Raw genomic sequence first — 15,551 nt, 5'->3', positions numbered from 1 at the left:
ATGAGAAGAAAAATTTTATTAGCCACAGTAGTTGCAAGTTTCTTTTACGCATCTTATGCGCAAGCACAAGATTGCAAAAACAACGAAGAATTGAAGCAAAAACTCTCTATATTTAGTGAGTATGCGAAAGCCAAAAATTACAAAGAGGCTTATCCTGTATGGAAGGAAGTATATACGCAATGTCCTTCTTTGCACTATGCTACCTTTGCCTATGGTGAACGCATCTTGCAAGACCGAATGAATACCACTACAGGAGCAGAAAAGACCCAAAATGCGAAAGAATTGTTACAGCTCTATACTGATTATAACAAGACATTTCCTACCCGTCTTTCAGGTACTGAAATGCGTATTCGTCAAGCTCTTTTAATGTTCGACGAGAAGATAGGTACTGATAAGGAGATTTACGACCTTTTGCACAAAGCTTTTACTGAAGATAAAGCTAACTTTAAAAACGAAAAGGCGGTGTACTTATACTTTTCGGAATTAGTTTCCTTACACGAAAAGGGGCAAAAAGAATTGCAAGAGGTGTTTGATGCTTATGATAACGTATCGGATAAAATTCAAGACGAGAAGAACGAGCTTTCACAAACTATCAACAAGTACTTAGCACAAGAGGAAGCAGGAACTCTTAGTGAGAAGGACAAAAGGCTTTTAGATGGTTGTCGTAAACGTGTAGATAACTACGAGACTATTGCGGAGAGTGTAGATGCTAAGCTTGGTCAGCTTGCTGATTGTAAGAATTTGATACCACTTTACACTAAGAATTTTGAAGCGAACAAGAACAATGAAGAGTGGTTGCGTCGTGCTGCAGGGAAAATGTCGGATAAGGATTGTACTAAAGACCCGCTATTCGTAAAAATCGTGACCTCATTGCACAATGTAAAACCATCAGCGAATTCGGCTTACTATTTAGGGGTAATGAATGACAAAGCAGGGAACTCAGCTAAAGCTATTCAGTACTACAATGAGTCAGTAAACTTAGAGACAGATAACTTTAAGAAATCAAAATTGCTTATTAGAATTGCCTCTAAACACAGCAAAGCGCAAGCGGTATCATATGCACAGAAAGCACTTGCTTATAACCCTTCGAACTCAGATGCTTACCGTATTATGGCACACGCCTATGCAAGCTCAGCTAATGAATGTGGTAGCACCCCATTTGAAAAGAGAGCTGTATATTGGTTAGCCGCCAGAACTGCTCGCAAAGGAGGTTTGGAAAGTTTGGCTGCTCGATATGATGCTTTAGCACCATCAAAAGTAGATGTATTTGAATCTGGTTTAGCAGGTAAAAACATTACTTTCAAATGCTGGATAGGGCAATCTATCACAGTGCCACGTTTGTAATATATGAAGTTATTGAATTTAAATATTGTAAAAAGTGTTGCCGTACTACTATGTATGGCAATGCTTTTTTCGTGTAATAACGATATGCGCAATCTCCAACAGCTGAGTATTCAAAAGAAGTTTCCTCAGGGAGAAGCGTTTGATTTTAAACTTGTATATACGGATTCAACTAAGGTAGTGGCTGTGGTTACCAGTAAATTAAACAAAGATTTCACGAATCAGCGTATGCCGTACTCTGAGTTTCCTGAAGGGGTGAGGGTAGAGTTTTACGACCAAGCGAGACATAAGAACATTGTAGAGGCTAACTATGGTATTATCTATCCGAGCTCAGATATGGTAGAATTGCGCGATAATGTAGTGCTTACGACCTATGATGGGAAGCGACTAAAAACAGAGCAACTCTTTTGGGACCAGAAGGAGGATTGGATTTTCACCGATAGAGAATTTAGTTTTACTGATGAGACAAAGGGAACGGTTACTAATGGTATAGGAATGGATTTTGACAAGAAATTTTCGACTGTAAAAGCCCATAAGACTACAGGAATCTTAGCTATTGAAGACAAAGAAGAAGAATAACAAAATATAATAATATGAACGCACGTATATTTTTTGAATATGCTTATTTGGCAATTGCGCTTTACTGCGCTTATGAGGTTTATAACTTGTGGGGTACGGCAGACCGCACGCAGTGGTATCTGTATATTGCCTTTGCTTTAGGAGCCTTAGCTATGTTTTGGTTCAGACGTCAAACCCGACTTAAACGTAAAAAACAATGATTGAGATAATAGGTTATGCAGCCTCACTATTTGTGGTGCTGAGTTTTTTGATTAAAGATAATCTTGTGTATATACGCCTTACTAATTTGGTAGGGTGTGCTCTTTTTGTAGTATACGGTTATTTCATCAGTAGTATTCCTGTGATATTGCCTAATGCCTTTTTGGTAGTAGTGCAAATAGTGTACGTATGGCGGGAAATACGCAAGAAGAAATAGCAGTATTTTCCTTTGCATAACTATTCCTTATCTTTATATAAAATCTTTCAATTAAAAAACGATTCTTCATACATAAAAACGCCCTACTTTTGCACCTGTAGATAAAACACAATATTATATGTCATTTGTAGGAAAACAATTCCCCAATATAGAAGTGAACGCTATGAACGACCTTGGGGATACATTCAAAATAAACGTGCTCTCAGAAGCAGTGAACAACAAAAAGAAAGTGCTCCTTTTTTGGTATCCTAAAGATTTTACCTTTGTATGCCCTACGGAGCTTCACGCTTTCCAAGAGGCACTTGCTGAATTTGAAAAACGCAATGTAAAAATAATAGGTGCGTCTTGTGATACTCCTGAAGTACACTTTGCTTGGTTAAATACTGCTAAAGATGACGGAGGTATAGAAGGGGTTACTTACCCTATTCTTGCTGATAGCAACCGCAACTTAGCGCGCACATTAGGGATACTTGACTCTCGTGAGATTTACGATGAAGTAGCAGATGCTTACCTTCTTGAAGGAGATGATGTGACTTTCCGTGCTACCTATCTTATTGATGAGACAGGTAAAGTGTTTCACGAAAGTATTAACGATATGCCATTAGGGCGTAACGTAAAAGAATATTTGCGTTTAGTTGATGCTTATACACACGTACAGCAACACGGCGAAGTGTGCCCTGCTAACTGGGAAGAAGGCAAAGATGCTATGCACGCTGACCGTAAAGGAGTAGCTAATTATTTGGCTTCTCACTAAAAATGAACAACACGCTTAATAAGTAACTTGATCATTGTAAGAACTCATTCTCCCCCTCTTTCTTTTTAGGAGAGAGGGTACGAGAATGGGGAACTTACCACTAAAAAACTCATCACTATTTTATTTTTATAATGACAGAACTTACCCAAGATAATTTGCAAGAAGTAGTAGCCACTAATCCTATTGTGTTTGTGCAATACGGCGCAGGCTGGTGTGGCAACTGCAAGATAATGAAGCCAAAGTTTAAAAAGTATGCCAGTGAAACGCCTAACGCTACCTTTGTGTATGTAGATGCAGAAGCGTTTCCAGAGTCTCGCAAGTTGGCTAAGGTAGATAACTTACCTACTTTTGCTGCTTTTAAGAACGGTACTTTGGTAAAACAAATTCAAACAAATAAAGCCGAACTCTTAAAACAATTTGTAGATGAGATTACCGGTAATTAAACACATCGTTCAATTTATTGAGACAAACGACCAAGATTACGTAAATGAGACGATAGAAACGCTTGAAAACCTCATTGAATGCGAGCAACTCAAAGATGAGGAACTCGACGTAATTGGTGAACTGCTCTCGAATTTCTACGGAGCCATTGAGGTAGACAATATGGTCAAACAAGGGAGTTCGCAGAAAGGCGCCCTAAACAGCTTTATGAAGCGTGTAGTAGGGTCTATAGACAAGTAAAATTATTATTATTTCTTTCACTAACTAGATTTGAAGAAGCCGTTCGGAGGGGTCTGAACGGCTTTTTCTATTTTATATGTCACATAAAAGTGAATAGTTTTAAAAGAGAGACTTAAGAAGAAAATAGTTGAAAAATTAGGGTTGGGGTATTAGAACAAAGGCGAGTATAAGACTATCTCTTCATCATCTTTGCTGAAAATATAAAAATGAGCGCTACAATGAATCCCATCACCCACCAGAGGAGTTCCTGATGAGATTTTTTAGCGGGCGCAGGTGATTCCTTTACCGAAGGCTCTGTTTTAATTTGTTTAACTACTTTGCCATATTCCAATTCGGTGAGTTGTTTAGGGATATCGGTTATAAAGTGCTCTATATCATATTCGGGGGTGTAATCATCTTCTTTGCCATATGCTAAATAATACGTGCGATTGGAGTCTAAAAAACGAGCGGCCAAAGTATAACGCACTGCATACACTATAACTTCATTAATAGGAAGTGGCTCATTATCTCCGTTTTCTATTATTATTTGCCCGTATTTGACAAGGACATCATCAAAAGAGAAGGTATTATTGGTTTTAGAACTGAGAGGGGCTTCTTTTAAGGTATAAGAACAATAGCTATCGCAACGCTTTTGCGCATACGATTCGGTTGCAGAAGTAGCGAGATTTAGTTTTCTATAATAATCATAAGAGGCTTGAGGGAGAATGCGCAGTTTACAAAGGCGGAGAGCTTGAGGCAGACTGAAATTTATATAACTGCATTTAGTTTCTTTGCTGTTTATCACTGAGAAATCTACCTTGTGTTTTACGATATTATTGGTATCAATTACTGTGTAAGGGACTTCGATAGTATCGGTAGTTGATACGCCATAAATACGCAGGTCACTACCATAGCTTTGGAATTGAGCAAAGGTTTCGTCGGGCAAAGTGAGCTTGTGCCAAGTGTTCCCCTTCACACCTTTGAGCTCTTGCTTATAGGTGTAAGAAGAGAGTTGGGCATAGGTTGTAGTGGTTAGAAGTGTGAATAGCAAAAGGAAGCGTTTCATATCATTGCTTATTAAAATATCTGGGCAAAGATAGTGAGTTTGTAGAGAAAAAGCAAATGTTTTTTCGTTTATTACCACAATCTCGCAATCAAAAAGCACACGAGGACTCCGTAGAGCACGGGCAAGAGGGTAGCAATGAGCGCCCATTTCTTGCTGTGGGTTTCTTTGTATATCGTGTAAATAGTAGTGCTACAAGGGTTGTGCAAGAGGCTGAAGAGCATTAAGTTTACCGCGGTGAGTAGCGTCCACCCTCCCGCGTGCAATAGTGCGCCTACTTGGGCGGTGCTGGCTTCCATCAGTACGCCTGCTCCTTCGCCTACAGCCGCTTGCCCCAATACCATAGTGGTAAGCATCAGTATGGTAGGAATCACGATTTCATTGGCAGGAATGGCTACTACGTAGGCGAGCAAGATGATACCATTGAGTCCGATAAACACGCCTATGGGGTCTAAGCCTTGAATGAGCCACAACGCAATGGGTTGATGAGCGATTTGCACGTTGCAGATGAGCCATATCACAGCCCCTGCAGGAGCAGCAAACACCACCGCACGCCATAGCACGATGAGGGTTCTATCAATGAGGGAGGTGTAGAGGGTTTGAAAGAAACGCGGTGGACGATAAGGGGGTAACTCCAACACAAAAAACGATGATTCGCCTTTGAGGAGCGTTTTGCTCAGTAGCCACGAGGTGAAGAATGAGAACACAATCCCCAGCACGGCTATGCCTATCACGGCGAGCATCGCTACGGTACCGCTCCACTCTTTGGGCACCAACGCCCCTATGAATAATGTAGCAATGAGTATTTGGGTAGGCCAACGCCCATTACAGAGCGAAAAGTTATTGGTGATAATCGCAATGAGTTTCTCACGCGGACTGTTGATAATGCGTGTAGCCACCACACCTGCGGCATTACAGCCAAAGCCCATACTCATTGTGAGGGCTTGTTTGCCGTGAGCGCCTGCTTTGCGGAAGAGCTTATCGAGGTTGAACGCCACGCGAGGCAGGTAGCCAAAATCTTCGAGCAGGGTGAACAGCGGGAAGAAAATCGCCATTGGGGGCAACATCACCGAAACGACCCACACCGTTGCCAAGTACACCCCATCGATGAGAAAACCGCTGAGCCACCAAGGGAAGTGCATAGCCACCGCACCACTTTTGAGTAGCGGGTAAAGCCACCCCACTAATACATCGGAGAGCCATTGTGAGGGGTAATTGGCACCGATAATGGTAATCCACAACACGCCTGCCAAGAGCAAGAACATAATCGGGAAGCCCCAAATTTTGTGCGTAACAACTCTATCAATGGCACGGTCGATACGGAAAGAACGCGCAGAAAAGTCGGTGCTTACTAAGGCGTTGATAAGGCTTGTCGCTTGAGCGTAAATCGCTTCTACCAAATCGTTGCGGTAAGTATCGCCTAATAAATGGTGGTATTCCTCAGCAATGCGGAGGATGCGTGCTTGCTTTTCAGGATTATTTTCAGCAGAAAAAGTACCTGCCATAACACCTTTTTGTACGCTCTCATCGCCTTCAATGAGGCGCATTGCAAGCCAACGCGTATTGGGCAATTCGGGATTGAGTTCGCTGAGCGCTTTTTGGAGTTCGGCAACCGCTTCCGCATTTTGTTTGGGGAGGTCGATATAAGTCCGTTTCTCGGTATGGAATTTGCCGGTAACCACTTCTTCAATCGCAAAGAGCAAATCGGCAATACCTTCTTTGGTACGTGCGGAGGTAGCCACTACGGGTATCCCCAAATCGCGTGAGAGCGTACGGGTATCAATAGTGATATGATGACGGCGCGCTTCGTCCATCAGGTTGAGGCAGAGCACCGCCTTATCGGTAATTTCGAGGATTTGTAGTGCAAGGCTGAGGTTGCGTTCTAACCTACTCGCATCCACGACTATCACCGTTACATCAGGACGACCAAAGAGGATAAAATCGCGTGCTACCTCCTCGTCTTCTGAGGTAGAGAGCAACGAATAAGTACCCGGCAAGTCGATGATTTTATAGCGCTCGTCGTGAAAAGAAAAGCTTCCTTCGGCAAGGGTTACGGTTTTACCAGGCCAGTTGCCCGTGTGTTGGCGCAAGCCCGTAAGCGCGTTGAACACCGTACTCTTTCCTGTATTCGGGTTCCCTGCCAAGGCAATAGTATAGAGAGATGCACCTGCCTCTTCGCCTAATGGTTTTAGGGAAGCGGAAGGATTGAGGGCACAAGTATCACAAATATTTTTCACAATTGACAATTCAGAATTAATAATTAAAAATTACACTGTTAAAGGGGGTGAGAGTGTCCGAAAAGTTGCATTTACATCGCTACAATTCCCCCCTCTCTGAGGGGGTTAGGAGAAGGTTATGTTGTAATTCTTTAACTATCAACCTCCCCCGTTCCCCCTCCAAAGGGGGACAATCCGCAAATATACCTTTTTAAAACTTTTCAGACAGCCTCAGAAATTTTTGTTTAATTTTTATGGCTTTAGCCATACTCCTTTTATCTGTTAAATTTCGTTCGTTTCCTCTATCGTAATTACCACGCACTGGGCATCAGTTTTGCGCAAGGCGATTTGTGTGTGATGAATGGTATAAGCAATAGGATCAGCCAGCGGACTGATGTTTTCTATCTTGATTTTTGCTCCGCGCACAAAGCCTAAGTCAAGCAAACGTTGTCGTACTTCTTGGGAACAATCGGGGGTAAAACCTGCAATAACAGCGGTTTGATTTATTTTAAGAGAGGCTAAGTTAAGGTTCATATGGTGTTTATATAATTCAAAATATATTTTTAGACGAGCAAAATTACAAACTTTTATTGAAATAACAAAATGTTTTTAATAATACCAGAAATGCCAATAATACCAATAATACTATTAATTAATTTTGCTAAAGGTTGTAGCACGACGAGCAGGTGTGAGCCACACAGGCAGGTGTGAGCCACACGGGCGTTAATGGGGAGATTGGTTGGAGGTGGTCGGACAGGTCGGACATTTCAGACGAGTCGGACAGCTCAGAGGGTAGGAGCCTTCGGAAGGAAACGGAGGAGTTCGGAAGGGTGTTTTTAGGTAAAAGATAAAAGAGAAGAGGTAAAATGGGTATGCTTAGCTTATACAAAGCTTATAGGAAGCTTATACGAATCTTGGACGATTGTTATACAAAGGGCGTATAAGTAATTGATTAATACTGTAATACAACAATGCCAATAATACTAAAAATAGGGTTTCGAGGCGAAAGAAAAGGAAGGGGTGTTAGGCATTAGGCAATAGGCATTAGGGGGAAATGGACGAATGACGAGGGACGAATTAGGAATGACGAGGGGCGAGGAACGAAGAAAACCTCCCCCTAGCCCCCTCGTGGAGGGGGAACTGTGGCGACGGGAAAAGTGAGAGAAGCCTGCTTCTATTCACTTAGTTGGCTATTGTGAATAGCCTCAGAGAGGGGGATAACCACCTCCTAATACACATACTCAGCTGTGCCAGCTCGCTGACTACCCTCGAAGAGGGGAGAGTGTGGCGATGGGGGAGTGAAGGAAAAATGGAGATAACCTCCCCCTAGCCCCCTCGTGGAGGGGGAACTGTGACGACGGAAAAGGGAGGAATGTGAAGACGGGAAAGGTGTATAAAACTTCTTTTTATTCACTTACTCGACAAATGCGAATAACCTGCAAGAGTAGAAGTGCGGTGTGGCAATACTATAGTAAATAGAGAAACAGAACTTAGGGTATAATAAAAAAGCACTTACAAACGTTTGTAAGTGCTTTTGTTGTGAGGGTGGTCCCAGTTGGGCTCGAACCAACGACCCTCTGATTATGAGTCAGATGCTCTAACCAGCTGAGCTATGAGACCTGTCTGTTTTTTATTAAGACGGTGCAAAAGTAGTATTTAAAAATGAATTGACCAAATTTATAATGAACTTTTTCGAGAAAAAGAATGAGAAAATAACTTTGATAGGCTTTGGCTATTTGCAGAGAAAGTTTTACTTTTGCACGGTAGAAACAATTCATTACATTAGTAAAACTGAATTATGAAAAGAGTCATTACTTCGCTATTTGTAGCTTTTATTACGCTTTCGGTATTAGCTCAAGACCGTAAACTGACGGTTGCCGAAGCGGTTTTTCACGCGGTACAAGACCCTTCAGCAGAAATGGGATACCGTTTGCTCTCTCCTAAAACTTTGGATAATTTGCAGTGGATTGAGGGCACTGACCTGTATCTGTACAGCAAAGGGGATACGTATGAGATTTTTAACCCTAAAGGAGAGAAAGTGGGTGCTATTGGCAGTGAGTTTACAATGGGGTTTGAGGGGTTGCAAAACTACTTGAGGAACTATGGTTCGTTGCCTCCTATTACTTATATTGGTAAAGAGGAAATGGTATTAAAAGTGGATCATACTTATTACCGTTACAATTACGAGCGCAAGAATGTGCTCAGTAGCGTCACATTACCTAAAGGAGCTGAAAATGCTGAATACAATTCGCTGGCTAAAGCATTGGCATATACTTTAGATAATAATTTGTATTTGGCTACTGAAAAGAACGAAAAACAAGCGGTTACAGCTTTTACCGATGCGAATATCGTAGCGGGGAAGGCTATCCACCGCAATGAGTTTGGCATTGACAAAGGTACTTTCTTTTCGCCTAAAGGCAATTACTTAGCTTTTTATCAGAAAGACGAGAGCAAGGTGGCTGATTATCCTTTGGTGGATATTACCACTACGCCTGCTACCCTTAAAGCGATTAAATACCCGATGGCGGGTCAGCCGAGCGAACAGGCAGCGGTAGGGATTTACGACTTACAGAGTGGGAAGGTTACTTATTTGGACATCAACACTACTGATGAACACTTTCTCACTAACTTGGCGTGGAGTCCTGATGAGCGGTATATTTTATTGGCTGAAGTAAATAGAGCGCAAAACTATTTTGCCTTAAACCGTTATGACGCACATACGGGCAAAAAGGTGAATACGATTTTTGAAGAACGCAATGACAAGTGGGTAGAGCCCGAAAAGCCAGCGGTGTTCTTGCCTAACAACGCTAATGAGTTTTTATGGCTAAGCGAACGGGACGGTTTTATGAACGTTTATCAGTACAACTTGAACGGTAAGCTGATTAAACAGGTGACCAAATTCCGTTGGGTAGTGCAAGATATTTTAGGTTTTGATGCGCAAGGAAAATATGTTTTCATCACCGGAACAGGAGCTGACCCCCGTGAGCAACACGCTTTTAAAATAGAGCTTAAGAACCCTAAGAAGGTGATGGCTCTTACTCCGGAAGCGGGTACTCACAACGTACATCTGAGCAGTGACGGCAAATACTTGCTGGACAGCTACAGTAGTATTAGCATTCCGCAGAATATAGACCTTGTAGCAACGGACAAAGGTAGTCGGCAGCGTTTGCTTACGGCTAAGAATCCGCTGGAAGGTATTGCGGTAGGCACGACTGAGTTTGTAATTCTAAAAGCTGAAGACGGTACGCCTCTTTACGGTAAGTTACACAAACCTAAGACTTTTGACCCTAACAAAAAGTACCCTGTGCTTATTTATGTTTATGGAGGTCCCCACGCACAACAAGTGAAGAATGAATGGTTGGCAGATACTTACTTATGGTTACACGCTTTTGTGGAAAACGAACAGTATATTGTGTTTACTTTAGACAACCGCGGTAGTGCTAACAGGGGTTTTGCTTTTGAGAGTGTGATTCACCGCCATTTAGGAGATGTGGAGATAAAAGACCAGCTTAAAGGGGTAGATTATTTGAAGAGTTTGCCTTATGTAGACGGCAATAGGATAGCAGTACACGGCTGGAGTTTCGGCGGATTTATGGCGTCGAGCTTGCTTACTCGTCACCCCGAAGTGTTTAGAACGGCTGTAGCAGGAGGTGCTGTAACCGATTGGAAGTATTACGAAGTGATGTATGGCGAGCGCTATATGGATACCCCACAAGAAAACCCAGAGGGTTACGAGAATAGCCGAGTGGGTAAATACCTCAAGGATTTGAAGCGTCCGTTACTGTTTATTCACGGCAGTATAGACGATGTAGTAGTACCTCAGCACCTGATGAGTATTACACGTGAGTCTATCAAGAAAAACGACTTTATAGAGTTATTTATCTACCCGATGCACGCACACGGTGTGCGGGGCGCAGACCATATCAATCTTACAGAAAGGATTATTGATTATGTGAAGAAACACAATCAGTAGTTATTAGGACATAAACAAAGGGCTGTCGGCATTGCCGACAGCCCTTTGTTGTTTTTTAGTGTGATTTATGAGTTGCTCAGAAGCCTTTCTAAAGCCATTCCTCTTGAGCCTTTGATGAGTATTAGGCTATTTTGAAAAGAAAGATTTTTGAATGCTTCTTGAAACTCCTCAAAGGTTTCATACTGCGGATAAGGAGCGTTAGTTTGTTTAAAATTCTTCCCAATAAGGTAAACGCCCGCCCATTGGTGCTCTGTGAGCTTATCGACAATGCTTTGATGCTCCTGAGTAGCGTAAGCACCAAGCTCAAACATATCGCCCAAAATGAGCACTTTTTTAGGAGAAGTGTTCATAGAAAGGAGATTGTCGATAGCAGCGGTCATACTGCTAGGGTTGGCGTTATAGGCGTCGAGCAAAACAGTATTACTCCCCCATTGCAACAACTGACTGCGATTGTTTTGAGGAATATAGCTTTCTATGCCTTCCTGAATAGCTTTTGTGGAGAGTTTGAAGTAGCGCCCAAAAGCTACTGTAGCGGCGATATTAGTGAAGTTATAGCTTCCTACCAGATGAGAAGTTGCCACCGTGGGGGTATTACTAAAGCCTTCTATATTGGCGGGGATTCCTTCTGTAGTGGTTTGTAGGGACGAGTCAGCAAACTGTATCTTCACGGGTTGAGTGCTGAGACATTGCACAGAGACGTTCACCCCCTCCCCTACTCCAAAACTGTATACATTGTTATAGTCTTCTAAGAGTGCTTCGGTAATAGGGTTATCGGCATTGGCGATAATAGTTTTATGGTGCGCCTTAAGGTAATCATAGAGCTCTCCTTTGGTTTTAATCACACCTTCAAAAGAGCCAAAGCCTTCTAAATGAGCTTTGCCAATGCTGGTAATATAGCCGTAATCAGGCTCAGCAATAGCACATAAAAAAGCAATTTCACCAGGGTGATTAGCTCCCATCTCCACGATAGCAACGTCGGTTTCTGGTTTGATGGTGAGCAAAGTGAGAGGTACCCCTATATTGTTGTTTAGGTTGCCTTGAGTTGCCACTATGTTCAGTTGTTGCGATAATACGGATTTGATAAGCTCTTTAGTAGTGGTTTTGCCATTACTACCTGTAATACCAATAATGAGAGTTTTTAACTTTCTGCGATGATACGTAGCGAGTTGCTGGAGTGTAGTGAGGACATCGTCTACCAAAAGTGTTTTATCGGCGATGTAATAAGCAAGGTCGTCAATCACTGCAAAGCAGGCTCCCTTATTGAGTGCTTCTTGAACAAAGGTATTGCCGTTAAACGAAGATCCTCTCAAGGCAAAGTAAATGCTGTTTGGTGTTATATTGCGGGTGTCGGTACTTACGCCCGATGATGTTATAAATCTTTGATAAAGCTCTTCTATCATAAACTATTAGATTATTTACAGTGCAAAACTACAGCGTTTTTTTGAGTTACGCAAATAGTATTTCTTACTTTCTACGAAAAAGAGAAGAGCCCTCTTGAAAAGTTCAAGAAGGCTCTTCTGCCTATGAGAAATTTTATTTTATTTACCCTTTAGGAGTTTTATGGTTCTTTTTAGCTTTTGAACCAACACGGCTCATAGCGTTGCGGAAACCAATATAGTCAGTAGCGATGTACTGAGGTAAGAAACGACGTTGTGCTGGGTCAAGCCAATAAGCACGGTCTCTCCAAGAACCTCCTTTGTATACGCGTACTTCATCATCGATAAGTGAAGTGCGGTCGTTAGAGGTATCGTAGTCCTTACCGTTAATATCACTTCCTGGTTTTTTAGGACGAGGAGCGTTGTACATTGAGTTTGTATACTCTGAATCTTCTGTCATCAATTCACTTTGGTTGCGATAGTTACGTGTAGATGATTTATCACCATCGTGATAACTACGGTTATCAGAGTGTGTAAAGTTATAACGCAAGTAAGTTTCGTTTGAATCGATAGGAATAGTAGCAAGGTTACCTGGTAAGTTGCGAGCGATAATTTTACCGTTCATCAAAGTGTCATACTTCACATTCTCAGGAGTTACTACTATTTGTTTTCCATCTTCACCAATAGCGTGTTTCATATAAACATTACCACGATAGTAGTTGAAGTCTGTTATTTCATCATCAACAATAGGACGATATACATCGGCTACCCACTCAGCTACGTTACCTGCCATATCATACAAACCAAAGTCATTAGGTGGGTATGTTTTTACAGCTACAGTAATATCTCCTTTGTCATCAGACCAACCTGCCAATCCACCGTAGTCACCTTTACCTTGCTTGAAGTTAGCCAAGAGGTCTCCACGAGTACTGCGTTTGGTTGAACGAGTGTATTGACTATTCCAAGGGTATTTCTTTCTACCTTGCAATGAGTTATATTCGCGAATACCACCTAAAGATTTAGCAGCGTATTCCCATTCTACTTCTGAAGGTAAACGATACTCAGGCAATAAAATACCGCTAGTTTGTTTAGCATACGTTGCTTCACCTTCTTTATTAGTTTTCTTACCTCCCATTTCGCCAGCTATCTTACCGCCGTAAGTTTGTGATGGAGCGTTTAGGTAGGTATCAGTACTAAACGTGCTTGTAGCATCTACTTGGTACCGAGCATCTCTTGCAAGATAACCATCGCGTTCCAAGATAGCCTCGTTCACACGGTCAGTTCGCCAAGAACTAAACTGTACAGCTTGCACCCAGTTTACCCCTACTACAGGATACTCAGCATAAGCAGGGTGACGCAAGTAGTTGCTAACCATTGCTTCATTAGCACTTAGAGGGCTTCTCCATACCAAAGTATCAGGAAGAGCACCTATGTATATATTTCTATATTGCTCTTCATCTGGCGGGAATACTCGTTTCAACCAATCAAGGTACTCCATATACATCTTGTTGGTCACCTCAGTTTCGTCCATATAAAAAGACTGTACGTGTTGTTGGGTAGGCGTGTTATTCCAGTCGTGCATTATGTTATCTTGCACCTGACCCATAGTGAACGTACCTCCCTCAATGAGCACAAGACCAGGACCTGTCTCTTGGTCTTTAAAATCTGTATTGTATTGAAAACCACCTTCTTTCGCGTTGATTTTCCAACCTGTCGCACTTGATGTGTTCTTATCAGTCTTCTTGCCACAACCTGCGAGCAACAATCCTGCTAAGGCCATATAAACAGGTACTTTTAATAAATTTCTTTTCATAGTAAAAACACTTGTTAGCATAAAAATTCGGGCGCAAGATACTACTTTTTTTTAATGTAGTATCATCTTTTCTCAATTTTAACTATATATTAATATTCTATTTTTTGTGTATTTTTTATATATTGTTGATTTATAGTTTTATACACTCTCTTTACCACTTCTCCCTTTTTACACATTTCCTTGAATTACCACTCGTTTTTTAACAATTCTTTAAGTATTTTGTCTATAATATTTGCCACCTATCGGCTAAAAAAACCAACAACAACGACAGAAAGAACGCTATGATAGGCGCTATCATCCACATCGCAAAGAATCGCCTTACTTGAGTCTTGCGAAAGATATTCTTGTGACCCATCTTCGCTACACCTATCCCTAAGATAGCCGCTACATTCACCTGTACCAGCGAAGTGGGTATTCCTTTTACAACCGAAGCCAAAAGCAACAAGCTCCCCGATATAAACGCAATAATCACCGCTTCAAACTTCCCAAAGAGCACTATTTCCTTCCCTGTATTCTTCAGTATCTTATGCCCAAAAAGCGATGCTCCAATCCCAAAACAAGGTGCTACCACCAAAGTAGCCAACATCAAGATAACAATATGGTCACTCTCCCGAATGTGTAACTCATTAATCGTCATAGTATATAGCGGTCCTGCTGCATTCGCTACGTTGTTAGAGCCAATCGCAAACGATACGTACAAAGCCATTATCACCAATGCCACATTCCAAATATGTTTCTTGTTCTCATTCTGCGCTCGCTGTATTGTCAGCCCACGTCTGCGCATCGGCTGGTAAATATACTTCCCCGCAAAAAAACTCAGAAAATAAGCAATCACAGGCAATATAAACCACGCAGGTATAATCTCCAAAAACAACCTGTTCGTGTCTAACTTCTCAAAATATAACGCCGGTGCTGCTAAAGCTAATACAGCCGCCTGACTGGTGGACTGCGGTATCCCCGCAATGTTCGAAATAAGCATCGTTACCGCTATAGAGAACAAAGCAATCGATACCACCATAAAATCCATATACTCTGCAGGTAATATACCACTCCCCATTGTGCCCGCTGTTTTCTTCCCTGCCAAAAACGCTCCTATAAACACCATTATCCCAAATAAACCCGGGATAACAGTCTTCCTAATCACGTTAGCACCATAGCTCGCCGAGAATGCAGGAGCCGTACCACTACCCCCCATCGTAATGGCTACTGCCATTGCAATGAGAAAAGGTATTAGCAACTGGTTGTATATGGGTGTCATTCTCTATATCACTTTTTCCACTGCAAAGGTATAAAATCTTTTTTAAATAACAATAGTTTTTCTGCAAAATAAAAAAAGCCCGATATTGCTATCGGACTTTTCC

The 15,551-nt window shown here is 41.8% G+C and carries 14 protein-coding genes and 1 tRNA gene; 8 read left to right on the top strand and 7 right to left on the bottom strand.

The window, feature by feature from the left end:
• The 7 genes from RCZ04_RS04075 (at window position 1) to RCZ04_RS04045 (ending at window position 3,770) form a co-directional block, all read left to right on the top strand.
• Window positions 1-1,344: a hypothetical protein gene (locus RCZ04_RS04075; protein ID WP_460484678.1), complete on the top strand. Its 1,344-nt coding sequence runs from the start codon at window positions 1-3 to the stop codon at window positions 1,342-1,344.
• A 3-nt stretch (window positions 1,345-1,347) separates the two neighbouring features.
• Complete coding sequence (gene lptC / locus RCZ04_RS04070; RefSeq protein WP_460484677.1) at window positions 1,348-1,920, top strand: LPS export ABC transporter periplasmic protein LptC; 573 nt, start codon at window positions 1,348-1,350, stop codon at window positions 1,918-1,920.
• Between the two features lie 14 nt (window positions 1,921-1,934).
• Complete coding sequence (locus RCZ04_RS04065; protein ID WP_460484676.1) at window positions 1,935-2,120, top strand: hypothetical protein; 186 nt, start codon at window positions 1,935-1,937, stop codon at window positions 2,118-2,120.
• Entirely contained in the window at window positions 2,117-2,335 is a 219-nt protein-coding gene (locus tag RCZ04_RS04060; RefSeq protein WP_460484675.1) for a uroporphyrinogen decarboxylase, read from the top strand. Before RCZ04_RS04065 ends, RCZ04_RS04060 begins: the two co-directional genes overlap by 4 nt.
• 118 nt (window positions 2,336-2,453) lie before the next feature.
• Entirely contained in the window at window positions 2,454-3,089 is a 636-nt protein-coding gene (locus tag RCZ04_RS04055) for a peroxiredoxin (protein ID WP_460484674.1), read from the top strand.
• A 131-nt stretch (window positions 3,090-3,220) separates the two neighbouring features.
• Entirely contained in the window at window positions 3,221-3,532 is a 312-nt protein-coding gene (locus RCZ04_RS04050; protein ID WP_460484673.1) for a thioredoxin family protein, read from the top strand.
• Window positions 3,513-3,770, top strand: a complete 258-nt coding sequence (locus tag RCZ04_RS04045; RefSeq protein ID WP_460484672.1) for a DUF6952 family protein — start codon at window positions 3,513-3,515, stop codon at window positions 3,768-3,770. Before RCZ04_RS04050 ends, RCZ04_RS04045 begins: the two co-directional genes overlap by 20 nt.
• A gap of 172 nt (window positions 3,771-3,942) precedes the next feature.
• Here the strand turns inward: RCZ04_RS04045 and RCZ04_RS04040 are convergent, their stop codons facing one another.
• From RCZ04_RS04040 to RCZ04_RS04025, 4 genes are all read right to left on the bottom strand, one after another.
• Window positions 3,943-4,815, bottom strand: a complete 873-nt coding sequence (locus tag RCZ04_RS04040) for a hypothetical protein (protein WP_460484671.1) — start codon at window positions 4,813-4,815, stop codon at window positions 3,943-3,945.
• A gap of 71 nt (window positions 4,816-4,886) precedes the next feature.
• Window positions 4,887-7,049, bottom strand: a complete 2,163-nt coding sequence (feoB, locus tag RCZ04_RS04035; protein WP_460484670.1) for a ferrous iron transport protein B — start codon at window positions 7,047-7,049, stop codon at window positions 4,887-4,889.
• 261 nt (window positions 7,050-7,310) lie between these two features.
• Window positions 7,311-7,562 carry a FeoA family protein gene (locus RCZ04_RS04030; protein ID WP_460484669.1) on the bottom strand — a complete coding sequence of 84 codons (252 nt, stop codon included), beginning with the start codon at window positions 7,560-7,562 and terminating at the stop codon, window positions 7,311-7,313.
• Window positions 7,563-8,574: 1,012 nt separating this feature from the next.
• A tRNA-Ile gene (locus RCZ04_RS04025) sits at window positions 8,575-8,648 on the bottom strand.
• Between the two features lie 178 nt (window positions 8,649-8,826).
• Between RCZ04_RS04025 and RCZ04_RS04020 the strand changes: the two genes are divergently transcribed.
• A complete protein-coding gene (locus RCZ04_RS04020) occupies window positions 8,827-11,001 on the top strand; it encodes a S9 family peptidase (RefSeq protein WP_460484668.1) in 2,175 nt (724 codons plus the stop codon).
• Between the two features lie 65 nt (window positions 11,002-11,066).
• Here RCZ04_RS04020 and RCZ04_RS04015 read toward each other — a convergent pair whose 3' ends face one another.
• The 3 genes from RCZ04_RS04015 to RCZ04_RS04005 all read right to left on the bottom strand — a co-directional run bounded on the left by RCZ04_RS04015 (window position 11,067) and on the right by RCZ04_RS04005 (window position 15,448).
• Window positions 11,067-12,401 (bottom strand): UDP-N-acetylmuramoyl-tripeptide--D-alanyl-D-alanine ligase, encoded by a 1,335-nt coding sequence (locus tag RCZ04_RS04015; protein WP_460484667.1) that lies wholly within the window; start codon window positions 12,399-12,401, stop codon window positions 11,067-11,069.
• Between the two features lie 142 nt (window positions 12,402-12,543).
• Window positions 12,544-14,190: a gliding motility lipoprotein GldJ gene (gene gldJ / locus RCZ04_RS04010; protein ID WP_460484666.1), complete on the bottom strand. Its 1,647-nt coding sequence runs from the start codon at window positions 14,188-14,190 to the stop codon at window positions 12,544-12,546.
• Between the two features lie 223 nt (window positions 14,191-14,413).
• Window positions 14,414-15,448, bottom strand: coding sequence for an inorganic phosphate transporter (locus RCZ04_RS04005; protein ID WP_460484665.1), 1,035 nt, complete (start codon window positions 15,446-15,448; stop codon window positions 14,414-14,416).
• Between the last annotated feature and the right edge of the window lie 103 nt (window positions 15,449-15,551).

The sequence above is a fragment of the Capnocytophaga sp. HP1101 genome (assembly GCF_054772415.1).
Note: the sequence above shows the minus strand (reverse complement) of the source record. Positions and strands in the feature narration are given on the sequence as shown.